This window comes from Flavobacterium notoginsengisoli (assembly GCF_042686225.1).
GTDB classification, from domain to species: Bacteria; Bacteroidota; Bacteroidia; order Flavobacteriales; family Flavobacteriaceae; genus Flavobacterium; species Flavobacterium notoginsengisoli.
The window spans coordinates 277,811-304,562 of record NZ_JBHUOT010000007.1; the positions used below are offsets into that span (position 1 = coordinate 277,811).

Genomic DNA, 26,752 nt, shown 5'->3' on the forward strand with positions numbered 1-26,752 from the left:
TCAAATAGCAATTTATAGTACATTTATGTTTTATAGACTCTTTTAAAGCAGATCAGCAATGAAAAACATTTACCTTTCTTTATGTCTTTTTGGTGTAATTTTTAGCAGTTTTGGACAGGAATTTGCCAATGCGCCAAAGCCTTTTGGACCGCTTCCAACGCAAAAACAAATCGACTGGCAGGAAATGGAATTCTATGCTTTTGTGCACTTTTCATTAAATACATTTACTAATAAAGAATGGGGTTTTGGAGACGAATCTCCGGAACTTTTTAATCCGTCGCAATTAGATGTTCGTCAGTGGGCGAGAGTGGTAAAAGAAGCCGGAATGAAGGGAATTATTCTCGTAGCCAAACATCACGATGGTTTTTGTCTTTGGCCTTCGGCATATACAGAACGCTCAGTTAAAAATTCGCCTTGGGAAAACGGAAAAGGAGATTTGGTAAAAGAATTGGCGGCAGCCTGTAAAGAATACGACTTAAAATTAGGATTATACCTTTCGCCTTGGGACAGAAATCATCCGCAATATGGTAAACCGGAATATATTACGTATTTCAGAAATCAGTTAAAAGAATTATTGACCAACTACGGCGATGTTTTCGAAATGTGGTTTGACGGTGCAAATGGTGGCGATGGCTATTATGGAGGCGCAAACGAAACTAGAAAAATCAATACGCTTACCTATTATAATTGGGACGAGACGTATAAGTTAATTTACAGTATCGCACCAAAAACTTTGGTTTGGGGAGTTGGTCCATCTGAAGCAAGATGGATTGGAAATGAAGAAGGACGCGCTGGAAAAACCAATTGGTCTTTATTACGCCAGAAAGATGAATTGGCGGGAAAAGTACATTACAGCGAATTTATGTCCGGACACGAAGACGGAGAAAAATGGGTTCCGGGAGAAGCAGACGTTTCGATTAGACCAGGATGGTTTTATCATTCAGTTGAAGATGATAAAGTGCGTTCGCTTGACGAAATGGTCGATATTTATTACGAATCAATTGGAAGAAATGCGACATTATTATTAAATCTTCCTGTTGACAGAAGAGGTTTGGTTCATGAAAATGACGAAGCGAGATTAAAAGAACTCGTTGCGACAATTAAAGCCGATTTCAAAAAAGAACTTTTAGCAGAAGCTCAGGTTCAGGCTTCGAACATTCGTGCAAACGATACTAATTTTGGCCCTCAAAATGTAATCGACGGAAATAAAAATACCTATTGGGCAACAGACGATAAAGTAAAACAAGCTACAGTTGAATTTACGTTTAAAAAAACAACGGCAATCAACAGAGTTTTGCTTCAGGAATATATTAAATTAGGACAGCGTGTTAAAGCATTTTCTATCGAAGCCAAAATTGACGGACAATGGAAAACAATTGCCAATGAAACAACAATTGGTTACAAAAGAATCCTGCGTTTAGAGCGTGTAACTGCAACAGCGCTTAGAGTTAATGTTTTAGATGCAAAAGCGGGATTTGTAATCAGTACAATCGAAGCTTATAATGCACCGACTTTTGTAAAAGAACCACAGATTAGCAGAGATAAAAATGGTTTGGTTACGATAAAATCGGAAGAAGGAAATGCGGTTTATTATACTTTAGATGGAAAAACACCTTCGGAAAAAAGTATTTTATATAAAGCCCCATTTACTTATAATAAAGAAGTAGAAATTAAAGCTATTTCAAGAAATAGTAAAGAGAAAATCAATAGTGGTGTAAAGTCGGCAAAATATGGAGTTTCTAAAGAGAAATGGAAAGTAATTTCGGTTTCAAGCGGAGATGATAAATCGGCAGAAAGAATTATTGACGGCGACGCTAATACCGATTGGGCTTTTGGAAATGATGAAAACAAACTGCCGCAAACTGTTGTTATAGATATGGGACAATTGGTCAGTATTAAAGGTTTTACTTATACGCCGCAACAGGTTGGTAACAATTTAAATTTGATTTCAAATTATGAATTGTATACAAGTGTTGACAATTTTTACTGGGACAAACAATCAGAAGGAGAATTCTCCAATATTAAACACAACCCAATTGAACAAATTAAGAGTTTTACTCCGGTTAAAGCAAGGTTTTTGAAATTTGTCGCTACAGGTGCTGTAGGAAAAGCGCAAACTGTTTCGATTGCCGAAATTGGAGTCGTTGAATAAAAGGCAGATATTGTAATATTTATAAAAATTATTTTATCCATTATAACCCCAGAGGGGTGAAATGTTTATAGAATTGCCATAAAACAAATGAAAAAAGCTCCAGTGGAGCGACATATAATAAGATTGTAGTAAAATATGTCGCTCCGCTGGAGCTTTTATGTTGTAATCGTTGATTGTTTTCTATAGATATTGAGCTTCTCCGAAGCTTTTAAAAAAAAGGTGTTTTTAAGACTGCCTTATTTTGTTTTCTGACGAACGTTAGCCGTTATTAGTCGAATTTTTGATAATAACGGATAATATAATTCTACTTTTATCTTGCGTTAATTAAATCAGCGAGAGATATGATTAAAGAAGATATAGGTTTTAGAGAAGCAGGGAAATTTGAAGAAACTCGTTTTGAGAAAATTCACAATGTTATTTTCGAATCGTCGCAAGAAGCTTCTGTATTGGTCGCTCGTGAAATCGCTAATTTAATTCAGAGGAAAAATGAGCTGAACGAACCTTGCGTTTTAGGTTTGGCTACAGGATCTTCTCCTATCAAAGTTTACGAAGAACTGGTTAGAATGCACAAAGAGGAAGGACTTAGTTTTGCTAATGTCGTGACTTTTAATTTGGACGAATATTATCCGATGGATAAAAATGATATGCAGAGTTATTATCACTTTATGCATGAGCATTTATTCAATCATGTAAACATTCCTTCAGAAAATATCAATATTCCGGATGGACTGGTAAGTGCCGAGGAATTACAACAATATTGTATTGATTATGAAATGAAAATTATCTCTTATGGAGGGTTGGATTTTCAGCTTTTAGGAATCGGAAGAACGGGGCATATCGGGTTTAATGAACCTGGTTCTCACGTGAATTCAGGAACAAGAAGCATTACTTTAGATCATGTAACGAGAGTTGATGCAGCTTCCACTTTTTTAGGAATTGACAATGTTCCAAGAAAAGCCATTACAATGGGAATTGGAACTGTTAGAAATGCAAAAAGAATTGTTTTACTGGGCTGGGGAATCAGTAAAGCGGGAATTATAAAAAAGACAATCGAAGGAGAAATTTCTTCGCAAGTACCGGCGACGTATTTACAAGAGCATCACAACACAACATTTGTTCTGGATACGGAAGCCTCGTCTGAATTAACAAGAGTTAAAACGCCTTGGCTGGTTAAGTCTTGCCTTTGGACAGATGAATTAAAATTAAAAGCGGTGGCCTGGTTAAGTGAGTTGACTAAAAAGCCGTTTTTGAAACTTACGGATAAAGATTATAACGACAACGGAATGTCAAGTCTTTTGACGGAAGAAGGAACTGCATACGATTTAAATATTAAGATGTTTAACAAGATGCAGCAAACCATTACAGGTTGGCCGGGAGGAAAACCAAATGCTGATGATACGTACAGACCAGAACGTTCTACACCGGAAAAGAAAAGAGTTATTATTTTCAGTCCGCATCCGGATGATGATGTGATTTCGATGGGAGGAACTTTTGATCGTTTGATCGAGCAGGGACACGAAGTTCATGTGGCGTATCAAACATCTGGAAATATTGCAGTTTCAAATGAAGAAGCTTTGAAATTTGCAGAGATTTCAAAAGCATTGAATCCTGATTCTAAAATGTCTGATAAAATAATCGATTTTCTTCATAACAGAACAGGGAATGAGATTGACTCATTAGAAGTTAGAAAATTAAAAGGATTGATTAGAAGAAGCGAATCCTTTGGCGCAACACGTTATTTAGGTTTGCCAGATTCTAATGTACACTTTTTGGATCTTCCGTTTTATGAAACAGGAACGGTCAAAAAGAATAATCTTTCAGATGCAGATGTTGACATTATGTGCGATATTATTGAAAGAATAAAACCGCATCAAATTTATGCCGCCGGAGATTTAGCAGATCCGCACGGAACTCATAAAGTGTGTTTGGATAGTTTGTTTGAAGCTTTGAAAAGATTAAAACAAAAAAGCTTTATGAACGATTGTTGGGTTTGGCTTTACAGAGGCGCTTGGCATGAATGGGAATCGTACCAAATTGACATGGCAGTACCAATGAGTCCTGATCAGGTTTTAAAGAAACGACATGCAATTTTTTATCACCAGTCTCAAAAAGACGGTGTAATGTTCCAAGGTGATGACAGCAGGGAGTTTTGGGTGCGAGTTGAAGACAGAAACAGATTGACTGCAGAAAAATATCACAACTTAGGATTAGCAGATTATTCGGCTATCGAAGCGTTTAAACGTTATATCTTCTAAGTGGTTTTTCCAGCAATAAAGATAATAGACTATTTCATGGTTTATTTTGGTTAGTTACCTATAATTGAGAGAAAATGCGGTCGTGGTTGGCCGCATTTTCGTTTTTATATGTTTTTTTAACCGCGAAGTTTTCTTTTAACCGCAAAGCGCGCTAAGATTTTACGCAAAGAACGCTAAGATTTTGTTTTACATTGTCTGAAATTGAGAATAAAAAAAAGTTCGCAAAGATTATCCATTAAGCTTTGCGAACTTTTCGCTTCTTTAAACACAAAAAAACTTTGCGTTCTTTGCGGTTAAATGATTAAATCGAAGAATTCAGGATTTTTTGTTTTACTTCGTCAATATAAGATCTTCCTATCACGTATCGTAAGCCTTCAATTTCAATGCTGTTTCCTTCTACCGCGTCAATTTTGTCAATCGCAATCGTGTAGGATCTGTGTATTCTGATAAAATCTCTTTCTGGCAGTAAACTTGTAAAATCAGATAAAGTGCTATGAATAATGAATTTTCCGGAAGTAGTGCTTATTTTTAAATAATCTTTTAAACTTTCGATAACCAAAATTTCGTTAAGGAAAATTTTCTTCATTTTTTTCTTGTCGATTTTCACAAAAATGAAAGCATTTTCTTTACTATTTTCTTGTGGTAGTTTGCTTGGTACATTATTAAGACGTTTATTGATCTTGTTAACTGCTTTCATTAATCTTGGAAACTCAATTGGTTTTACCAGATAATCCAAAACATCAAGCTCGTAGGTCTCAATCGCAAATTGGTCGTAAGCGCTAGTAATAATAAGTAACGGAGGATTTTCTAAACTTTTAATAAAATTAATACCGTCCAAAACAGGCATGTTTATATCTAGAAAAATTACATCAATAGTATTGTTTTTCAAGAAATTTAATCCCTCAATAGAATTGCTAAAGGTGTTTACTAATTCTAAATCCTCAATCTGTTCAATATAATTTTTAATAACGTTTATTGCCAATGGCTCATCATCGATAATTAAACACTTTATTTTCATTTGTAAATATATTATTTAGGCCGATAGTTGGTTTTTTGTAGGTATAGTTTTCTAAACTCTTAAAAGCGAGTCTATGTGACCTTTATAGCTAGCTTAACGACAAAAATATTCTTTTTATTTTTAAATGAAAGCTTATAGTCACTTTTATTATAGGCTAGTTCAAGTCTTTTTTTGACGTTTTCAATACCTATGCCACTTGACTTGTTAAAATTATCTTTATGTACGGTGATTTCAGGCATAGGGTTTGAAATTACGAAATATAGAAAATCTCCCTTTACTTTAAAATTAATGTCAATTACCACATTTCCTGTATTTTTGTTTACACCATGTTTGAAGGCATTTTCGACGAAAGTCAATAGTAGAACAGGTGAAATTTCCTTATCATGAATATCTCCGGAAATGTACATGTTTACTTCTAAGCGTTCTCCATTTCTAATTCTTTCCAAATCAAGATAATTCTGAATGCATAGAATCTCATTTTCCAGAGACTGTTTCTTTTCTTTTGTTTCATAAAGCATATATCGCATTAATTCAGAAAGCTTTAAAACTATTTTAGGAGTTTTGTTTGATTTTTCTACAGAAAGCGAATAGATATTATTTAAGGTATTGAAGAAAAAGTGTGGTGAAATCTGAGATTTTAAAAACAATAATTCTGTTTCAAGTTGTGACTTCTCCAAATCGGTTACACGTTTTTGTTCTTGCAGTAAATCTAGAGTGATTTTAATGGCAGTCACGAAAGTCATTACATATAATTCTCCCATCATCATATCTATTGTATAATTTAGCGTCAACGTATTGATGGTTTTAGGTCCTTCCGGCCAAACGTCATGCGTAATCAACAGATAAGTCAAATTAAATTTTAGCACAACCATGACAAATATCGCAGATAAAACAGTTACTATATATAGGATATACTTTTTGCGATAAACCAAATAAGGCATTAAAACCAAAATATTCAAATAGCACAATGCCATGTGAATTGGGAATCCGAGTAAAGTTGTTTTTAAGGAATATACGTAATCGTTAAAGTAGCTTCCCCAGCGCAGCGTATTGAATAAAAAATACGTGAGCCAAAAGTAAACGTGATAACGTATAGGTAAACTATAAAGCTTGCTTGAGTTGAAAATCATAATGATATTATAAAATGTCGTTTATTACTTTTTTTTGATGTTTAGAGCTGTTTAAATGTCGTCCGTCTAAATTTATTTTGGTAAAAGTTGAATTTATCTAAATTTAAAGTTAAATTAATATTGTTTTGATATGAGGAAAATTACTCTGCTCTCTTTAACGGTAATTTTTATTGCAAGTTGCAAAATAAAAGTAGATAAAAATAAAGATCCACAAAGTTTTGCTACAAATTATGTAGATCCTTTTATAGGTACTGGTGGTCACGGACATACGTATCCGGGCGCAACAGTTCCGTTTGGGATGCTGCAAGTGAGCCCGGATAATGGAATTTCAAGTTGGGACTGGTGTTCCGGTTATCATTATTCTGACTCGATAGTTTCCGGATTTAGTCACTTACACTTAAGCGGAACAGGGATCGGTGATTTGGCAGATATTTTATTTATGCCAACAAACAAAAAATTAGACTTAACCGCCAAAGCCGCTTCACGCGATTTCCTTCCGTATAAATCAAAATACAATCATGTACACGAAAAAGCAGTACCGGGTTATTACCAGGTTTTTCTTGAAGATCCTAAAATCAATGTAGAATTAACTTCTACGCAAAGAACCGCATATCATAAATATACCTATAATAATAACGACACACAATCTGTTGTTGTCGATTTGGGTTTTGCTATTAACTGGGACAAAGCGGTAAAAACGGCTATCAAAATTGAAGATGCTAATACTATTAGTGGTTATCGTTACAGCACAGGCTGGGCAAAAAATCAGAAAGTGTTTTTTGTAGCGAAGTTTTCTAAACCCATTACAGAATCTATTATTACTGCTGATAAAAAAGTAGTTTCAGGTTCAAACGCTGAAGGAGAAAACACTGCTTTGCAATTGTTTTTTGATGCTAAAAATTCTAAAGAATTAGGCGTTAAAGTTGCACTTTCTTCTGTAAGTGTTGAAAATGCAAAAGGAAATTTAGATGCTGAAGGTCAGAATTTTGAAAAAACAAAATCGGATGCCACTTTAGAATGGAATAAAGCTTTAAGCAAAATTACAGTTGAAACTCCGATAGATTCTCTTAAAACAATTTTCTACACTGCTTTGTATCATGCGCAAGTTGCGCCAGTAACCTATAGCGATAAAAACGGTCAGTTTAGAAGAGAAGACGATAAAATTATTACGGCTAAAGATTATACTGCTTATTCTACATTATCACTTTGGGATACGTTTAGAGCAGAAAACCCATTGTTGACGATATTAGAGCCAACAAAAGTTTCCGATTTAGTGAACTCAATGTTAGCTTATTATGAAACTAAAAAGATACTTCCGGTTTGGACTTTATATGCCAATGAAACCAATACCATGACAGGATATCATTCGATTCCGGTTATTGTTGATGCTTATATGAAAGGTATTAAAGGTTTTGATGCTGAAAAAGCTTTTGAAGCCATGAAAACAACCATGATGCAGGACGAACGCGGTTTGAATTTCTATAAGAAATACGGTTACATTCCGTACAATTTATTAGACGAATCAGTTACGATTACTTTAGAGTATGCTTACGACGATTGGTGCGTTGCTCAAATGGCGAAAGCTTTAGGAAAAACAGCAGATTACGAGTTTTTCTCCAAACGTTCAAAAGCTTACGAATATTTATTTGATGCCAAATCAGGTTTCATGAGAGGAAAGTCTGAAGATGGAAAATCCTGGAATGAACCTTTTGACCCAAAACACTCTAATCACAGAGAACATACTGATTATACTGAAGGAAATGCGTGGCAGCACAGCTGGTTCGTGCCTCATAACGTGGATGATTTCATTAAACTTCACGGAGGAAATGCCACTTTCACAAAACGCTTGGAAGAATTATTCACAGAGAGTTCTGAAATTACAGGAAACAACGTTTCAGCAGATATTTCTGGTTTGATCGGACAATATGCACACGGAAATGAGCCAAGTCACCACATTGCTTATATGTTCAACCATGCAAAACAGCCTTGGAGAACACAATATTGGGTGCGTCATATTTTGGATACGCAATACAATACAACAGCAAACGGTTTAAGCGGAAACGAAGACTGCGGACAAATGTCGGCTTGGTATGTGTTCAGTTCAATGGGATTATATCCAATGAATCCGGCATCTGGAGAATACGAAATTGGAAGTCCGATTTTCGAGAAATCGACTTTAAATCTTCCAAACGGAAAAACTTTTGTAATTGAGGCAGAAAATGTTTCAGACAAAAATTTCTATATCCAATCGGCTACTTTAAACGGAAAAGCATTTAATAAAACAGCAATCACTCACCAGGAAATGCTGAAAGGCGGTGTGCTTCATTTTGTAATGGGAGCACAGCCAAACCAAAATTGGGGTCTAAACTAACTAATTCAAAAATAAGTATTTAATGAACATTATTGACGTATCAATCATTTTAATCTATATCGTAATGTCGGTCGGTATAGGAATCTGGATTTCAAGAAAAGCATCTAAAGGTTTAGATGATTATTTCTTGGGAGGAAAATCTATCAAATGGTATTTTCTAGGTTTAAGTAACGGCTCTGGAATGTTTGATGTTTCGGGAACTTCCTGGATGATTGGCGTTTTATTTTTGTACGGAGTAAAAAGTTTTATGTTCATGTGGCTTTGGCCAATCTGGAATCAGATTTTTGTCATGATGTTCCTCGCGGTCTGGATTAGAAGATCAAAAGTAATGACGGGTTCCGAATGGATTCTAACTCGCTTTGGAAGTGATAAAGCCGGAAAAGCATCACATATTATTGTAGCGATTTTTGCGATTATTTCGACAATTGGTTTCATTGCTTATTTCTTTGTTGGAATTGGGAAATTCGTAACGATTATTCTTCCATGGGATTTAACAGTCCATATGAATGGTTCTGTTTTCTTAACTTCAGAACAGGCTTATGCTTTGTTAATCATTTTCTTAACTACAATTTACACGGTTAAAGGCGGAATGTTTTCTGTAGTTGCGACAGAAGTAGTACAATATATTATTATGATTGTTGCCGGAGTTTTAATTGCTGGTTATGCCTTCATTAATTATACAGATATTCAGATTAATTCGGTAATTACACCAGAATGGAAAAATGTTTTCTTCGGATGGGAATTCGAAACACAATGGAGCGATAAATTCGAAACTTTCAACAGATTAATTGATACTGAAGGTTACAAAATGTTCGGCGCTTTTATTGGAATGACCTTGTTTAAAGGTTTCTTCGCGAGTGTCGCAGGACCGACTCCAAGTTATGATTTACAGCGTGTTCTTTCTACAAAATCGGTAAAAGAAGCAGCTTACATGAGTGGTTTCACGAACTTAATTTTATTTATTCCCAGATATTTATTAATCACAGGAATTGTGGTTATTGCTTTAGTAAATTTAGCGCCAGAATTAAACGCAAACGTTAATCTTACTGGTGCAGATTTAGAATTATTGATGCCGAAAGTAGTTAATCTTTATATCCCGGTTGGAATTAAAGGAATTCTTTTAGCGGGATTATTAGCGGCGTTTATGTCTGGATTCTCTGCTTTTGTAAATGCTGGTCCAGCTTATATTGTAAATGATATTTATAAAAAATACTTTAAACCAGTTGCATCAAATCAACACTATATTAAAGTAAGTCAGATTTCTTCTTTCCTTGTTGTTGGACTTGGAGTTTTCATGGGATTCTTCGCAGATTCGATTAACTCTTTAACACTTTGGATTACAAGTGCTTTATACGGAGGTTATGTAGCAGCAAACTTCCTAAAATGGATTTGGTGGCGTTTTAATGGATGGGGTTATTTCTGGGGAATGGTCGGCGGATTAATCGCTGCTTCTCTTCAGTTTGTTTTAGATCAAAACAAAGGAAATTTAGCAGCGGGAACATTCTTGCATGATCTTTCACAAGTGCCATCAATTTATTTATTCCCATTAATTTTCGGAATGTCAATATTAGGCTGTCTTTTAGGAACTTACTTAAGCAAACCAACCGATATAGAAGTGTTGAAATCTTTCTATACAAACGTTAGACCTTGGGGATTCTGGACTCCAGTTTACAAACAATTAAAAGCGGAAGATCAGTCTTTCCAAAAAAATAATGATTTCTATCTAGATATGATGAATTGTGTAATTGGCATTATCTGGCAGTCGAGTATGATTCTGCTTCCAATTTATTTCATCATTAGAGATTATCCAAAAGCGGGTGTGGCTTTAGTAGTTTTCTTAGTGACAACTACAGTATTGAAGTTTACTTGGTTGGATAGAGTTCGTAAGATTGAAGAATAAAGAGAATAGAATAAAGAGAATAGAATAAAGAGAATAGAATAAAGAGAATAGAATAAAGAGAATAGAATAAAGAATATAGAATATAGAATCAAGATTTTAGAGGAAATTATTTTGATTCTATAAAATTTAAACACATAGAAACATAGATTTTCTAGATTTTGAAAAAGGTAAGAGAAAGAAACTAGTTTCTAACACATAGCTTTGAACATAGCCCGTAGTTTCAACTACGGGAACGCAAAGATTGGCCGTGCTGCTATACAGTATAACCATGCAGTTTGTCATTTCGAGGAACGAGACCCGAGCGATAGCGAATAGGCGAAGCAAATCACACTCGCAACTTGACATAGATTGCGGAGCTCCTAGTGTGATCCTTCCTTCGTCAGGATGACAAAAAAACGTATAAAAAACGTAAAGCTATGTTTGTTTAAACAAGTGAAACGCCTTTTATAGACAAAGCAAAACTATGTCTCTATGTGTTTAAAATAGAATAAAGAATAAAAAAAACTAATAAATAAAAAAAAACAAAAAATGAGTACTATTCCTTGGCAAGACAGACCCGAAAACAGTAAAGATGTAATGTGGAGATATTCTGAGAATCCAATTATCGACAGATATTCGATTCCTTCATCAAACAGTATATTCAATAGTGCAGTTGTACCTTTTGGAGACGGATATGCTGGGGTTTTCAGATGTGATAATAAAGCAGTTCAGATGAATATTTTTGCTGGTTTCAGTAAAGATGGAATCAATTGGGACATTAACCACGAACCAATTGAGATGAAATCTGGAAATACAGAAATGATCGAATCTGCTTACAAATACGATCCACGTGTAGTTTGGATCGAAGACCGCTACTGGATTACTTGGTGTAATGGTTACAACGGACCAACAATTGGCATTGGTTACACTTTCGATTTTAAAGAATTTTTCCAATGCGAAAATGCCTTTTTACCATTCAACAGAAACGGGGTTTTATTCCCACAAAAAATCAATGGAAAATACGCGATGTTAAGCCGTCCAAGTGATAACGGACACACGCCGTTTGGAGATATTTGGATCAGCTACAGCCCGGATATGAAATATTGGGGAGAGCACAGATTGGTAATGAAACCAAGTCCGTTTGAGCAAAGTGCTTGGCAGTGCACAAAAGTAGGTGCAGGACCAATTCCGATTTTAACTGACGAAGGCTGGTTAATGATTTACCACGGAGTTATCAATACTTGCAACGGTTTCCGTTACGCAATGGGTTCAGCTCTTTTAGACGTTGATTCTCCAGATCAAGTAAAATACAGAACACAGCCTTATTTATTAGGACCAGCAGAAACCTATGAAATGGTTGGAGATGTGCCAAACGTAGTTTTCCCTTGCGCTGCTTTACACAATTTTGAAGAAGATAAATTAGCCGTTTATTATGGTGCTGCAGATACTCACGTAGCGATCGCTTTCGGAAAATTAAGTGAAGTAATTCAGTTTACAAAAGATAATAGTTTATAATATAAAGATGCATAGTAGAAGTAATTTATTGTCCCTTGCCGTTTTTTTTGTTGGATTGATGAGTTATGCGCAATCTGAAAAAGAGGTTACACCGAAAAGTTATATTGCCTATAAAACGTCAAAAGAAATTGTTATCGACGGAGACGGAGCAGATAAAGACTGGGAAAAAGCATCTTGGACAACGCCTTTTGTCGACATAGAAGGCGTTGAAACTCCAAAATATAAGACTCAGGTTAAAATGCTTTGGGATGATAAATACTACTATATCTTAGCAAAAATGGAAGAGCCTCACGTTTGGGCAAATCTAAGACAGCGCGATACAATTATTTTCTACAATAATGATTTTGAGGTTTTTATCGATCCAGATAATGATACTCATAATTATTATGAATTAGAAATTAATGCCTTAAACACCGCTTGGGATTTATTCATCAATAAACCATATCGCGAAAAAAACACCGTTTTAAACGATTGGAATATCGACGGATTGAAATCGGCTGTAAAGGTTGACGGAACTTTAAATAATGCTTCAGATATTGATAAAGGCTGGACATTAGAAATCGCTATTCCGTGGTCTGTTTATAAAACATCCTATTTCGATAATATTGTTCCGAAAGATAAATTTTGGAGAGTCAATTTCTCTAGAGTAAATTGGCAGCATTCTGTTATCGATGGAAAATACGAGCGTAAAAAAGATTCAGAAGGAAAGTTTCTCCCAGAATACAATTGGGTTTGGTCGCCTATGGGAGTGATAAATATGCATGAGCCCGAAAAATGGGCTTATGTATACTTCTCTTCAAAAGAAAGCGATGATAAATTTACAATTCCGCAGGAAGAAAAAGTAAGATGGGAACTGTATACATTGTACCGTGCTCAAAAGAGATATTTTGATAAAAATAAATCATGGGCAAAATCACTGCAAAGTATCAGTAAAAAAAATATAGTTGTTGATGGAAAAGTTTTAAAACCAGTTTTAGAAAATCATTCATCAGGATTTAATATCTTGGTAAAGAGTCCTTTTTCAAACAAAACCTTAATAATTAAAGAAGATGGTAAAATTATTACGAACGAATAAGCTGCAAAAACTATCAAAAGTTTTAGTATTAGCGCTTTCGCTGAGTTTATTCTCGTGCGGACAAAAAGAAAATAAAGATCAGCAAAACGGAAAATTCACTTTTGGAGTCTGGACAACTGCCGACGCTAAAAAATCGGATTCAGATTATTCAAAAGAATTCAAAAAATATAAAGACGGAGGAATCGACGAAGTTTTAATTAACACGCAAACCGATCCGAAACTATTAGCAAGATTGGTTCCCCTTGCAACAAAAGAAGGACTAAAAGTGCATGCCTGGATTATGGCAATGAATCGTCCGAATGATTCAATTGCGTTACAGCATCCGGATTGGTATCAGGTAAGCAAAGAAGGAAAATCTTGTTTTGATAACCGTCCTTATGTAGATTATTATCAATGGCTTTGCCCAACTAAAGAAGAATCCAGAAATCACGTTTTAGGTTTGGTTGAAGGTTTAGCAAAAGTAGAAGGAATCGAAAGCGTACATTTAGATTACATTCGTTTCCCGGATATTTTCCTGCCAATCAGCTTATTGCCAAAATACAACTTGGTTCAGGATACAGAATTACCACAATTTGATTTTTGTTATTGCGATGCCTGCGTAAGCAAATTCGAAAAAGAACATCATAAAAATCCGAAAAATAGCCACAACACTTCAATTGATATGGAGTGGAAAAATTTCAGATTAAATGCAGTAAAAGCGGTGGTTGATGATGCTTATAAAATTGCTCATAAACACAATAAAAAATTAACGGCAGCAGTATTTCCTTATCCGGAAATGGCAGATCATATGGTTCGTCAGCGTTGGGATAAATGGAATATTGACGAAGTATATCCAATGATTTATCATAGTTTTTATGATGAAGAAATTGACTGGGTAGGTTACGCAACTAAACAAGGCGTAGCCGATTTAGAAGGAAAGCCAACGAAAGTAAATACAGGAATTTATATTCCGGGATTAAAATCGGATGCAGAATTAAAAGAAGCTATTCTACAAGCTAAGAAAAATGGCGCAACAGGAGTTTCATTTTTTGACGGAAATGCCTTATCAGATAGTAATTTAAAAACAATTGCGGCCGTAAAATCGACCTTGTAGTCGATTTTACTGGGATTAAAAATTATTACTGATTAATTTAGCAACATTAAGAACATTTTGTTTTGGAATGTTGAATTAAAACCAAAAGACATGTCAAATAGAAGAGATTTTATTAAGAAAACCACTTTAGGCACTTTAGCTATAAGTTCTGTTTTGGGCGTAAGCGGATTTGCTGCCAATCATGAAAATGAAGAAATAGCAGAACCAAAAGAAAAAAAGCAGACCAAACCAATTATTATTTCGACATGGAATCACGGTTTGCCTGCAAATAAAGAATCGTGGAAGAATTTAAAAGAGGGAAAATCGGCTTTGGATGCTATCGAAGCGGGAATGAAAATACCTGAAGCAGATCCAAATGTCCGCAGTGTGGGTTATGGAGGATATCCGGATCGCGAAGGAAAAGTTACGCTTGATGCCTGTATCATGGATCACAACAGCAATTGCGGATCTGTATGTTTCTTGCAAGGAATAATGCATCCAATTTCTGTCGCAAAAAGAGTGTTGCAAAATACGCCTCACGTCATGTTAGCAGGACAGGGAGCATTACAATTTGCCTTATCAGAAGGTTTTAAAGAAGAAAATTTACTGACTCCGGAATCTGAAAAAGACTGGAAAAAATGGCTGGAAGATTCAAAATACAAACCAGTTATTAATATAGAAAATCACGATACCATAAGCATGCTAATGTTAGACCAAGATGGCAACCTTTCTGGCGGATGTACCACGAGCGGTGCAGCTTGGAAAATGCACGGACGCGTCGGTGACTCCCCAATAATCGGCGCGGGTCTTTTCTTGGACAACGAAGTAGGAGCTGCGGCGGCAACAGGTTTGGGCGAAGCCGTTATTAGAACTGCTGGAAGCGCAATGGTGGTCGAATTAATGCGTCAGGGAAAATCTCCTTATGATGCTTGTAAAGAAATTACAGAGCGTATTTACAACAAACATAAAAACCACAAAGACATGGAATATCTGCAAGTTGGTTTTATTGCTTTGAATAAAAACGGAGAATACGCAGGTTACAGCTTAAGATCAGGATTTAATTACGCCGTTTCTGATGACGCAAAAGGCCACAGAATGGAAGACGCGAAATTTAAAATGTCTTGGGATAAATAATTATTAAGTTTAACGACACAGTTTTGTCATCCTGAGGAACGAAGGATCACACAAGTAGCTCCCCAAAGATTGGCGAATTACTTTGAGGAATTTCTATTGTGATCCTTCGTTCCTCAGGATGACAAACTAAACCTAAAAAACTAAATCTTTAAAAGCTCTTAAATATGCAACTTTTAAAGAAACCAAAAAACAAAGAATGAAAAAATTACTATTTCTATTAACCGTTATCACTTCAATTTTCTCTGCCAATGCACAAAAAGTGTACACAGAAAGTGATATTCGTATCATTCCGAAACCGACTCAGACTCTTATTAAAACAGGTGTTTTTGAATTTACAAAAGATACAAAGTTTGTAGTAAACGGTGATTTCCAAAAAGACGCTGCAAATGCTTTGGCTTCTAAATTTGGGACTGCTGCAGGATGGAAACCAGAAGTGACTACAAAAGCTCCTGCGAGTAATTATGTTTTATTGAAAACTGATCCGAATTTAAAAAATGAAGCTTACGTTTTAGATGTAAATCCGACTAATATTGTTATTTCTGCAAAAGGAAATAATGGTTTTTTATACGCTTTAGAAAGTATCAGACAATTACTTCCAGAAGCAATTGAAAGCCAGTTTGCGATTACTTCTGCAAAATGGGAAATTCCGAGTTTGACAATTAATGACGAACCTCGTTTTAAATGGAGAGGTTTAATGCTGGATTTTTCACGTCATTTCTTTGATAAAAATTATGTTTTAGCTACAATCGATCGTTTGGCAGCCCATAAAATGAATGTTCTGCACATGCATTTAGTAGACGATCAAGGCTGGAGAATCGAAATCAAAAAATATCCAAAACTAACAGAAGTTGGTGCCTGGAGAGTCGATCAGGAAAACAGAAGCTGGAATGCCAGATTAACGACAAATCCTGACGAAAAAGGAACTTACGGCGGATTCTTCACGCAAGAAGAATTAAAAGAAATTGTAAAATATGCTGCAACAAAAGGAATCGAAGTAATTCCGGAAATAGAAATGCCGGCTCACGTAAGCAGTGCCATTGCCTCTTATCCAGAATTGGCTTGTTTTAATCAGAGAATTGGTGTTCCGTCAGGAGGAGTTTGGCCTTTGACTGATATTTATTGCGCTGGAAAAGAAACGACATTTGAATTTTTACAAAATGTAATTGATGAAGTGATTACTATTTTCCCTTCAAAATATATTCATATTGGTGGCGATGAAGCGACTAAAACCAATTGGGCAAAATGTCCACACTGTCAAAAAAGAATCAAAGATGAGCATTTAAAAAGTGTTGACGAATTACAAAGTTACTTTGTAAAACGCATGGAAAAATACATCAATTCAAAAGGTAAAAGAGTTATCGGTTGGGATGAAATTTTAGAAGGCGGTTTAGCTCCGGATGCAACAGTAATGAGCTGGAGAGGAATGAAAGGCGGTATCGAAGCAGCAGATCAGGGCCATGATGTTATTATGACTCCAGAATCTCCTTGTTATTTCAATTTTTACCAAGGGCCGCAAAACGAAGAACCATTAGCGTTTGATGCTTATAACCCGTTAAGCGAAGTGTACAAATTTGATCCTGTAGTTTCGACAATGACACCACAGGAAGCAGCGCATGTTTTAGGAGGACAAGCCAATTTATGGGCAGAACATATCGCTGGTCCAAAAGATTCTGAATATATGATTTTCCCAAGATTAGCCGCTTTATCCGAAACATTATGGAGTCCGAAAGAGAAACGTAACTGGAACGATTTTACATCAAGATTATTCTCAATGTTCAAGCGTTATGATTATCAGGGATTAAATTATGCGAAAAGCGCTTATTTGGTAACGGCTTCTTCAAAAGCAGATTTGGCGAATAAACAAGTAAAAGTAGAGCTTAAAAATGAGTTTCCAAATCCGGATATCCGCTATGTTTTAGGAAACCAAAACATTGAACATCATGCGATAAAATATACTAGTCCAATTGAAATTAAAGAAACAACAGTTTTAAAAGCTTCCTTATTTCAGGATGAAAAACCAGTTGGAAAAACATTCACAGATACTATTGTTTTCCATAAGGGATTTGCGAAAAAAGTGAAATACTTAACGCCTTTTAATGATAATTATAAAGGAGATGCTAATACTATGGTAAACAGTATTAGAGGAAGTAAAAATTTCCATGACGGACAATGGCAGGCTTGGCTGGTTAATGATATGGAATTGGTAATTGATCTTGGAAAAGCAGAAAGCATTGAACAAGTTACAGTTGGAGCTTTAGAAAGCCAAGGTGCAGGAGTTAATTTCCCAATTCAAGTGAAAGTATTGATTTCTAATGATGGAGTTAAATACACGCAAGTTGGAAAAGTAATGCGTCCGTATGCAGCAAATCCAGTTCCGGAATTGAAGGATTTCAAAATTAATTTCCAAAAACAAAATGCACGTTTTGTGAAAGTAATTGGAGGCAACTTAAAGAAAAGCCCGAAAGGAGAAAGCTCTTGGTTGTTTGTGGATGAGATTTTGGTGAATTAAATATTTTTAAACACATAGAAACATAGATTTTTTGAGGAACTTGATAAAAGAGTTTAAAAAGAAACTAGTTTCCAACACATAGTTTAACGTGAAATGCTTGTGACAGCTTTGTCAAAGTTTCAAACTTTGACAAAACTTTAAAGTCATAAATGTATAATCTGAAAAAAAATGAATAAGATATTATTTAAGCTCGGAGTATTATTGATTTGTTTGATGCCGTTTTTTACAAACGCTCAAACAAAAGGATTTTCTATAGCTAATGGAGAATTTCAAAAAGATGGAAAAACTATAAAAATACATTCGGGAGAAATGCACTATGAGCGTATTCCTAAAGAGTATTGGAGACATCGATTGCAAATGCTTAAAGCGATGGGGTTGAATACCGTCGCTACTTATGTGTTTTGGAATTATCATGAAATTGAGCCGGGTGTATGGGATTTTAAAACAGGAAATAAAGATTTAGCAGAGTTTTTAAGAATTGCTAAAAGTGAAGGATTATATGTAATTCTTAGACCAGGTCCGTATGCATGTGGTGAATGGGAATTTGGAGGATATCCTTGGTGGCTGCAAAATAATAAAGACTTGGTAATTCGTACCAATAACAAAGCATTTTTAGAAGCTTGCAAAACGTATCTGGAACATTTGTATGCAGTGGTAAAAGGAAATTTTGCAAACCAGGGAGGGCCAATTATTATGGTTCAGGCTGAAAATGAATTTGGTTCTTATGTTTCTCAAAGAACCGATATTAGTACTGAAGATCATAAAGCATACAAAACTGCCATTTATAATATGCTTAAAGAAACGGGGTTTCCAGAGCCTTTTTTCACTTCTGACGGCACTTGGTTGTTTGAAGGTGGTGCTGTTGAAGGCGTGTTACCAACCGCAAATGGAGAATCCAATATAGAGAATTTAAAAAAACAGGTTGATAAATTCCATAAAGGACAAGGACCTTATATGGTGGCAGAGTTTTATTCTGGCTGGTTAGATCATTGGGCAGAACCATTTATTAAAATTGGATCTGAAGAGATTGCAAGTCAGACTAAAAAGTATCTTGATGCAGGTGTTTCTTTTAATTATTATATGGTGCACGGTGGTACTAATTTCGGATTTACCTCTGGAGCAAACTATAATGAAGAAAGTGATATTCAGCCAGATATTACAAGTTATGATTATGATGCACCTATTAGCGAAGCAGGTTGGGCAACACCAAAATTCATGGCTATTCGTGAAGTAATGCAAAAATATTCTAAAACAAAATTAGCACCAATTCCAGAGAAAATACCGGTTACAAAATATCCTAATCAGCCTGTCAAATCAAGTATGGATGTTTTAAGCTGGATCAAAAAAGAAAAAGCGGTTGTAAATGATCAACCTTTAACTTTTGAAAAGTTAGGTCAGGGAAATGGATATGTTTTGTATCGAAAAAGATTTACTCAGCCAATTTCTTCTGGCAAATTGAAAATCGAGGGATTGAGAGACTTTGCTACCGTTTATGTAAATGGAGTTAAGGTGGGTGAATTGAATAGAGTTTTCAAAAATTACGAGTTGACCCTTTCTATTCCTTTTAACGGTATTTTAGAAATTCTGGTTGAAAATATGGGACGTATTAACTACGGAGCTGAAATTGTACATAATACGAAAGGTATTATTTCACCTGTATTCATTAATGAATATGAAATTAGTGGTGGATGGGAAATGTATAAAATGCCGATGAGTGAAGTTCCAGTTCTTAAAACTGAAACGGTAAAACCTGGACGACCAGTTTTGTCTGAAGCTACAGTAAACATCGATAAACCAGCCGATACTTTTCTTGATATGACCAATTGGGGAAAAGGAATTGTATTTGTTAACGGACACAATCTTGGACGCTACTGGAAAGTAGGACCGCAACAAACACTTTATGTGCCAGGCTGTTGGTTGAACAAAGGTGAGAATAAGTTTGTTGTATTGGAGCAGCTTAATGAAAAGGCTCAGACAGAATTAACTTTTACAGATCAACCGATATTGGATAAACTAAACTAAAAAACAAAGAATAATAAATTATAAATTAGAGTAAAGATGAAAAAAGGAATATTCATGATCGCCCTTTTATTTTCAGTACAAATGTTCTCTCAGGCCATTTATGAAGATGAAAGATACGTACCAGAAACAGACCCGGCAGTATTAAAAAACTTAGACGAATGGCAAGGCAAAAAATTTGGTTTGCTAATGCACTGGGGAACTTACAGCCAATGGGGAATTGTAGAATCCTGGTCTATCTGTCCTGAAGATTACGGATGGTGTGAACGTAAAAAAGGAAGCAATCCATCTAATTATAATGATTATATCAAAGATTACGAAGGATTAAGAAAAACATTTAATCCGGTAAAATTTGATCCTGCAAAATGGGCAAAAGCGGCTAAATATGCGGGAATGAAATACATGGTTTTCACTACAAAACACCATGACGGATTTAATATGTATGATACTAAATATTCTGATTACAAGATTACTAGTAAAGATGTTCCTTTTCATACCAATCCAAAAGCTGATGTTTTAAAAGAAATTTTCAACTCTTTTAGAGGCGAAGGAATTTCAACTGGAGCTTATTTCTCTAAACCAGACTGGCATAACGAAAATTACTGGGATCCATATTTTCCTCCATTCGACAGAAACGTAAACTACGATCCGTCTTTATATCCAGAAAAATGGCAGAAATATGTTGATTTCACACACAACCAAATCTTAGAAATCTTAACTAACTACGGTAAAGTTGATATTTTATGGTTAGATGGTGGATGGGTTAGAAAAAGAGACCAGGTTAACATCAAAGAAAACTATGACGAGAAATTTACTGAAAACGAATCTAAAAATGGTTTCATCAAACACAGAGTGGTAGATCAAGATCCAAAAATGGATGAATTGGTTGTAAAAGCGCGTCAAAAACAACCAGGTTTAATTGTAGTCGACAGAGCGGTTCACGGTAAAAACCAAAATTATTTAACTCCGGAAGGACGTGTTCCTGCTAAAACATTGCCTTATCCTTGGGAATCTTGTATTCCAGCTGGTGGTGGATGGTCTTATTCTCCAGGAGCTACTTACATGACTGGACGTCAAGGAATTCATTTGTTAATTGATATTGTAGCAAAAGGTGGTAACTTATTATTAAACGTTGCTCCAAGTCCGGAAGGAGAATGGGATAAGGGAGCTTACGATTTATTGCAAGCTTACGGTGACTGGATGAAAGTAAACAGCACAGCAATTTACAATACAAAACCAATCGAGCCTTATAAAGAAGAAAACATTTGTTTTACACAAAATAAAGCCGGAAATGTATTTGCATTTTATTTAGCTAAAGAAGGAGAAGACAAAATTCCTGCTGAAGTTACTGTAAAAGCTATCAGTCCTAAAAAAGGAACAAAAATTACGATGTTAGGTTCTAAAACGTCTTTAAAATGGACAAAAGAAGGAAACGGATTTAAAGTAATTATTCCAGAAAGTTTAAGAAATAATCTTCCTGCAAAAGAAGCGTGGACTTTAAAAATCGAAGCGATCAACAGATAAAAATGAAGCCTATGGTTTTAAATATTAAAAATAAAATGAAAACAGCATGTATTCTATACATGCTGTTTTTTAGCATTACGATTTTTGCGCAGGAACCTGCCGATTTCGTCAATCCGTTTATTGGAACTTCTAATTATGGGGCGGCATATCCGGGTCCAATTGCTCCGCGCGGAATGGCAAGTATCAGTCCGTTTAATGTGGCTGGAGTAAAAAATACGCCTATGGAAAAAGACAGTCAGTGGCTTTCGAATCCGTATGTTAATGAAAATACTTTTTTGACCGGATTTAGTCAGGTGAATTTAAGCGGAGTTGGCTGTCCGGAATTAGGTGTTATTTTATTGATGCCAACTACTGGAGCAGTAGAAATCGACCACTTAAAATACGGTTCCACTTATTCTAATGAAGTTGCAAAAGCTGCTTATTATAGCGTAAACATCGATAAGTACAAAGTAAAAGGCGAATTTACAGCTTCAAAACGAGTTGGGATTAGCAGATTCACTTTCCCGAAAGGGCAATCTAATATTTTACTAAATCTTGGATTAGGATTAACCAATGAAGAAGGCGCGATGATAAAAGTCGTTTCTTCTACAGAAATTGAAGGAATGCGTTCTGTTGGATCTTTTTGTTACAATAGCCCAGAAGATGCCTATCCAGTTTATTTTGTGGCTCAATTTTCTAAACCTGCCGATAAATTCGGAGTTTGGAAAAAAACTCCTAAATATAATGGTGTAGAAGCACAATGGATGGGCTACAACGGAAAAGCCAGAATGATGGATAATACAATCAAAACCGTTGTAGGGGATAGTATTGGAAGTTATTTTACCTATAAATTCGACAAACAAGAAACGGTTGAAGTGAAGATCGGAATTTCTTATGTAAGTATCGAAAACGCCCGTGAAAACTTAGCAAAAGAAGTGGGTAACAGAACTTTTGACGCCATTTACAAAGAAACCTATAACGAATGGAACGAAGAATTGTCTAAAATTTTGGTTGAAGGTGGTTCAAAAGATGACAATACGATTTTCTACACGGCTTTGTATCATACTTTAATTCACCCAAATACTTTAAATGATATTAACGGAGAATATCCAGTAATTAAAAGAAGTAAAATTGCTAAAACCAAAGATACTCGTTATACCGTATTTTCTTTGTGGGACACGTATAGAAATGTCCATCCGTTAATGTCTTTGGTTTATCCAAAACAGCAATCGGATATGGTAAAAAGTATGTTGGATATGTTCGATGAAAACGGCTGGTTACCAAAATGGGAATTGAATTCGACTGAAACTTTTACCATGGTTGGAGATCCTGCAAGTATTGTAATTACAGATACTTATATGAGAGGAATTCGTGATTACGATGTTAATAAAGCCTATTATGCGATGTTGAAAGGCGCAGATAATATTGAGAATAATCCGCTTCGTCCGGGATTGAAAGATTATATCAAAAAAGGATATTTGACAACCGACAACAAAGGGCCAGTTTCGACGACTCAGGAATATAATATTTCAGATTATTCTATTTCGCTTATGGCCAACGAATTCGGTGACAAAGACAATGTAAAACGTTTTAAAGAACGTTCATTATCCTACAGAAAATTATTTGATAAAAACTTAAATCTGCTTCGTCCAAGAACTCCTGACGGAAAATGGTACGAGCCATTTGATCCAAATTCAGGAGCCAATTTTGAAGAAAATGTTGGTTTTATCGAAGGAAATGCCTGGCAATATGCTTTTATGGTTCCTCACGACATTATCGGATTGAAAAAATTAATGGGCGGTGATATACCATTTTCGGCACAATTGCAGAAAATCTTCGATAGTAAACAGTTTGATATGGCAAACGAACCAGACATTGCAAATCCGTATTTATTCAATTATGTGAAAGGTGAAGAATATAAAGCTCAGGATATGGTAAAAAAATTGGTTCGCGAATATTTCAAAAATGAACCAAAAGGATTACCGGGAAATGATGATACCGGAACTATGTCGGCCTGGTTAGTGTATTCGATGATGGGAATTTATCCAATATCGCCGGGAGATCCAATTTACACCATTACAACGCCAATGTTTCATAGAGTGACAATCAAATTAGATCCAAGATATTATAAAAAAGAAAGCATCATCATTGAAAGACAAGAAAATAATGGTGGAAAAATCAATTCGATTGAGCTAAACGAAAAATCACTTAATACTTTTTTTATTTCGCACGATGCTTTTGTGAATGGAACTAAACTTAAAGTGATTCAAAACTAAACACACACAACAATGTTACAATTAAGAATGAGGAAAACGGCCATTATTTTTGTAATGGCTGTTGGTTTTTTAAACCAAACCCACGCCCAGAAAAAGTATCCGTATCAGGATGCGAAATTACCAGTAGAAGAGAGAGTTCAAGACTTGCTAAGCCGTATGACGCTTGAAGAAAAAGTGCGTCAGATGGATATGTACAGAGGAGATTTTTTTAAAGACAAAGAAGATTTTGCGAAATCTAAATCGGCAGAAAAAATCGGGAAGTTAGGAATTGGAGCAATTCATGATCTTTATCCACGTTCAGCGAAAATGATCAATGATTTACAAACGAATGTAATCAAAGGAAACCGTTGGGGAATTCCAGCGCTGATTATGTGTGAAATGCTTCACGGATATTTAGACGAAGGAAGTACCGCTTTCCCAATGAACATTGGTCTTGGAGCAACCTGGGATGTTGCTACGATGGACAAAGTGGGAAAAGTAATTGGTATGGAAGCCAGAGCACATGGTGTTCATTTTGGTTTTGGACCAAACTTAGATTTAGGACGCGAGCCAAGATGGGGACGTGTTGCTGAAACTTTTGGTGAAGATGCTTTCCTGAATAGTGAAATTGGTTTGGCTTTCATTAAAGGATTGCAGGGAGACGATTTAAAATCAGATCGTTCTATTATTGCAGAACCAAAACACTTTGCGGTTCACGGTATTCCACAAGCGGGAGGAAATTCTTCTCCGATTTTGGTTGGAGAACGTTCTGCAAGAGAAGACCATTTGCCATCTTTCGAAAAAGCTTTTAGAAAAGGCGGTGCTTTAGGAACGATGTGTGCTTATTCTGAGTTAGACGGAATTCCTTGTGCTGCAAATCACTGGTTATTGACGGATGTTTTGAGAAAAGAATGGGGATTTAAAGGAATTGTAGTTTCAGATTTGGGAGCTATTAAATACATTCAAACGACTCATAAAGTAGCTGATTCTCCAAAAGACGCTATTCGAGAAGCGGTTTCTGCTGGTGTAGATATGCAGTTCTATGATTTTTCTAATGAATTTTGGCAGAATACCATTATTGAATTAGTAAATGAAAAGAAATTGACAACAGAAAATATCGACCGTGCAGCGGGAGGAGTTTTACGTTTGAAATTCTTATTGGGATTGTTTGAAAATCCATACACAGATAAAAATCTGATTAAAGAACGTTTTCATACTAAAGAAAACCAAGCTGTTGCTTTAGAGGCGGCTCAAAAATCTATGGTTTTATTGAAAAATGAAAACAACACTTTGCCATTAAGCAAAAACTTGAAAAATATTGCGGTTATTGGACCAAATGCAAATGCTTCAAGATTGGGAGGTTATGCTCCGAAAAACAGCGTGGGTATGACGGTTTATGAAGGAGTTAAGGAATTAGTTGGAAAAACGGCGAATGTGGTTTATGAAGAAGGTGTTCCATTAATTGTAAAAGGACAGATCATTCCATCTAAATATTTATTTACTCCGGACGAATCTCAAAACGGACTAAAAGGTGAATATTTCAATAATAGAGAATTAGAGGGAACTCCTGCATTGACTCGTATCGACAGTCAGTTAGAGTTTGACTGGCCTTGGGCTCCTGGAGATGGAGTTAATGTGGATGATTTTTCTATTAGATGGACAGGATTCTTAAAATCTGATCAAGCATTGGATGGCTGGTTAGGTTTAAGTTCTGATGACGGAATTAGAATGTATATTGATGATCAATTAGTTATCGATAACTGGACAAAAGGAGCTACAAGTATGGTTACCGTGCCAAAAAATATTGAAAAAGGTAAAAAATATAAAGTCCGCATTGAAATGTGGGAAGGAGGCTGGGGAGCCAGAGCTCATTTCCGTTGGAATTTAGAAAAAGTAAACTTACAGCCGGCAATAGATGCCGCTAAAAAAGCTGATGTTGCGATTGTTGTTTTAGGAGAATCTAACGAATTGGTAGAAGAAAACAGAGACGTTGCTTCTTTAGACTTATTCGGAATTCAGCAGCAATTGATTGAAGAGATTCAAAAAACAGGAACTCCGGTAGTTTGTGTGTTATTAAACGGTCGTCCACTTTCTACAAACTGGATTGCTGAAAATATTCCGGCAGTTTTAGAAGGATGGTTCCCAGGTGAATTAGGTGGAAGAGCAGTGGCTGACGTTTTATTTGGAGATTATAATCCAGGCGGAAGATTACCAATTACGGTTCCAAAATCAGTAGGACAGTTACCTATATATTATAACCAAAAACCATCTGCGATCCATAAATATGTTGCAGAAAGCGAACATCCTTTATATTCATTCGGTTATGGGTTGAGTTATACGAAGTTTGAATATTCTAATCTAAAGCTGAATACTACTGAAATTAAACCAAACGGAGAAGTAAAAGTTTCTGTAGATGTTAAAAACGTTGGAGACAGAGACGGAGACGAAGTGGTTCAATTGTACATTAACGATGTTTACAGCAGTACAACTACACCAGAAAAAACATTAAAAGGCTTCAAAAGATTAAATATCAAAAAAGGCGAAATAAAAAATGTTGAATTTACACTTACACCAGATGAGCTATCTCTTTGGAACAGAGAAATGAAGCGTGTTGTAGAGCCTGGAGATTTCGAAGTTATGGTAGGCGGAAATTCGACCGATTTACTTAAAACTAAATTCAGGGTTTTGAACTAAAATCGGCAAAACGCAGATAATTTTTAAGTGTTTCTCTGCTAAAAAAATGAATATAATTAAAAAAGGCCAAAATCTATTAGATAAATAGAGTTTTGGCCTTTAAAATAAGGAAGAGTTGGATTACAAATGAAAACGTTTTCTTTCAATTTTCGGGTAAACTTTCACCAACAC

15 protein-coding genes are annotated in these 26,752 nt (G+C 35.5%); 13 read left to right on the top strand and 2 right to left on the bottom strand.

The genetic code is table 11. From position 1 onward, the window contains the following. Positions 1–58 precede the first annotated feature (58 nt). Positions 59–2,152 (top strand): alpha-L-fucosidase, encoded by a 2,094-nt coding sequence (locus ACFS3A_RS17045; protein WP_379826767.1) that lies wholly within the window; start codon positions 59–61, stop codon positions 2,150–2,152. Between the two features lie 341 nt (positions 2,153–2,493). Continuing rightward, entirely contained in the window at positions 2,494–4,407 is a 1,914-nt protein-coding gene (nagB, locus tag ACFS3A_RS17050; protein WP_379826768.1) for a glucosamine-6-phosphate deaminase, read from the top strand. Between the two features lie 301 nt (positions 4,408–4,708). Here nagB and ACFS3A_RS17055 read toward each other — a convergent pair whose 3' ends face one another. Both ACFS3A_RS17055 and ACFS3A_RS17060 read right to left on the bottom strand, forming a co-directional pair. Beyond that, positions 4,709–5,425 carry a LytR/AlgR family response regulator transcription factor gene (locus ACFS3A_RS17055; RefSeq protein WP_379826769.1) on the bottom strand — a complete coding sequence of 239 codons (717 nt, stop codon included), beginning with the start codon at positions 5,423–5,425 and terminating at the stop codon, positions 4,709–4,711. Positions 5,426–5,496: 71 nt separating this feature from the next. Beyond that, the gene (locus tag ACFS3A_RS17060) at positions 5,497–6,555 is read right to left on the bottom strand and encodes a sensor histidine kinase (protein WP_379826770.1); all 1,059 of its coding nucleotides are present in this window, start codon (positions 6,553–6,555) and stop codon (positions 5,497–5,499) included. 130 nt (positions 6,556–6,685) lie between these two features. Here ACFS3A_RS17060 and ACFS3A_RS17065 point away from each other — a divergent pair, with 130 nt between their 5' ends. The 11 genes from ACFS3A_RS17065 to ACFS3A_RS17115 all read left to right on the top strand — a co-directional run bounded on the left by ACFS3A_RS17065 (position 6,686) and on the right by ACFS3A_RS17115 (position 26,581). Beyond that, the gene (locus ACFS3A_RS17065; protein WP_379826771.1) at positions 6,686–8,926 is read left to right on the top strand and encodes a GH92 family glycosyl hydrolase; all 2,241 of its coding nucleotides are present in this window, start codon (positions 6,686–6,688) and stop codon (positions 8,924–8,926) included. 22 nt (positions 8,927–8,948) lie between these two features. Beyond that, positions 8,949–10,826: a sodium:solute symporter family protein gene (locus ACFS3A_RS17070; RefSeq protein ID WP_379826772.1), complete on the top strand. Its 1,878-nt coding sequence runs from the start codon at positions 8,949–8,951 to the stop codon at positions 10,824–10,826. A 528-nt stretch (positions 10,827–11,354) separates the two neighbouring features. After that, positions 11,355–12,320, top strand: a complete 966-nt coding sequence (locus ACFS3A_RS17075) for a glycoside hydrolase family 130 protein (protein WP_379826773.1) — start codon at positions 11,355–11,357, stop codon at positions 12,318–12,320. A gap of 7 nt (positions 12,321–12,327) precedes the next feature. After that, positions 12,328–13,395, top strand: a complete 1,068-nt coding sequence (locus ACFS3A_RS17080; protein WP_379826774.1) for a carbohydrate-binding family 9-like protein — start codon at positions 12,328–12,330, stop codon at positions 13,393–13,395. Then, entirely contained in the window at positions 13,370–14,488 is a 1,119-nt protein-coding gene (locus tag ACFS3A_RS17085; protein ID WP_379826775.1) for a putative glycoside hydrolase, read from the top strand. The genes ACFS3A_RS17080 and ACFS3A_RS17085 overlap by 26 nt, the downstream gene beginning before the upstream one ends. Positions 14,489–14,578: 90 nt before the next feature. Continuing rightward, the gene (locus ACFS3A_RS17090) at positions 14,579–15,601 is read left to right on the top strand and encodes an isoaspartyl peptidase/L-asparaginase family protein (protein ID WP_379826776.1); all 1,023 of its coding nucleotides are present in this window, start codon (positions 14,579–14,581) and stop codon (positions 15,599–15,601) included. A 196-nt stretch (positions 15,602–15,797) separates the two neighbouring features. Continuing rightward, complete coding sequence (locus ACFS3A_RS17095) at positions 15,798–18,110, top strand: glycoside hydrolase family 20 protein (protein WP_379826777.1); 2,313 nt, start codon at positions 15,798–15,800, stop codon at positions 18,108–18,110. Between the two features lie 168 nt (positions 18,111–18,278). Then, positions 18,279–20,132 carry a glycoside hydrolase family 35 protein gene (locus ACFS3A_RS17100; protein ID WP_379826778.1) on the top strand — a complete coding sequence of 618 codons (1,854 nt, stop codon included), beginning with the start codon at positions 18,279–18,281 and terminating at the stop codon, positions 20,130–20,132. A 36-nt stretch (positions 20,133–20,168) separates the two neighbouring features. Beyond that, the gene (locus ACFS3A_RS17105; protein ID WP_379826779.1) at positions 20,169–21,653 is read left to right on the top strand and encodes an alpha-L-fucosidase; all 1,485 of its coding nucleotides are present in this window, start codon (positions 20,169–20,171) and stop codon (positions 21,651–21,653) included. Between the two features lie 35 nt (positions 21,654–21,688). Beyond that, positions 21,689–23,908: a GH92 family glycosyl hydrolase gene (locus tag ACFS3A_RS17110; RefSeq protein WP_379826780.1), complete on the top strand. Its 2,220-nt coding sequence runs from the start codon at positions 21,689–21,691 to the stop codon at positions 23,906–23,908. A gap of 12 nt (positions 23,909–23,920) precedes the next feature. After that, a complete protein-coding gene (locus ACFS3A_RS17115) occupies positions 23,921–26,581 on the top strand; it encodes a glycoside hydrolase family 3 protein (protein ID WP_379826781.1) in 2,661 nt (886 codons plus the stop codon). Positions 26,582–26,752 lie beyond the last annotated feature (171 nt).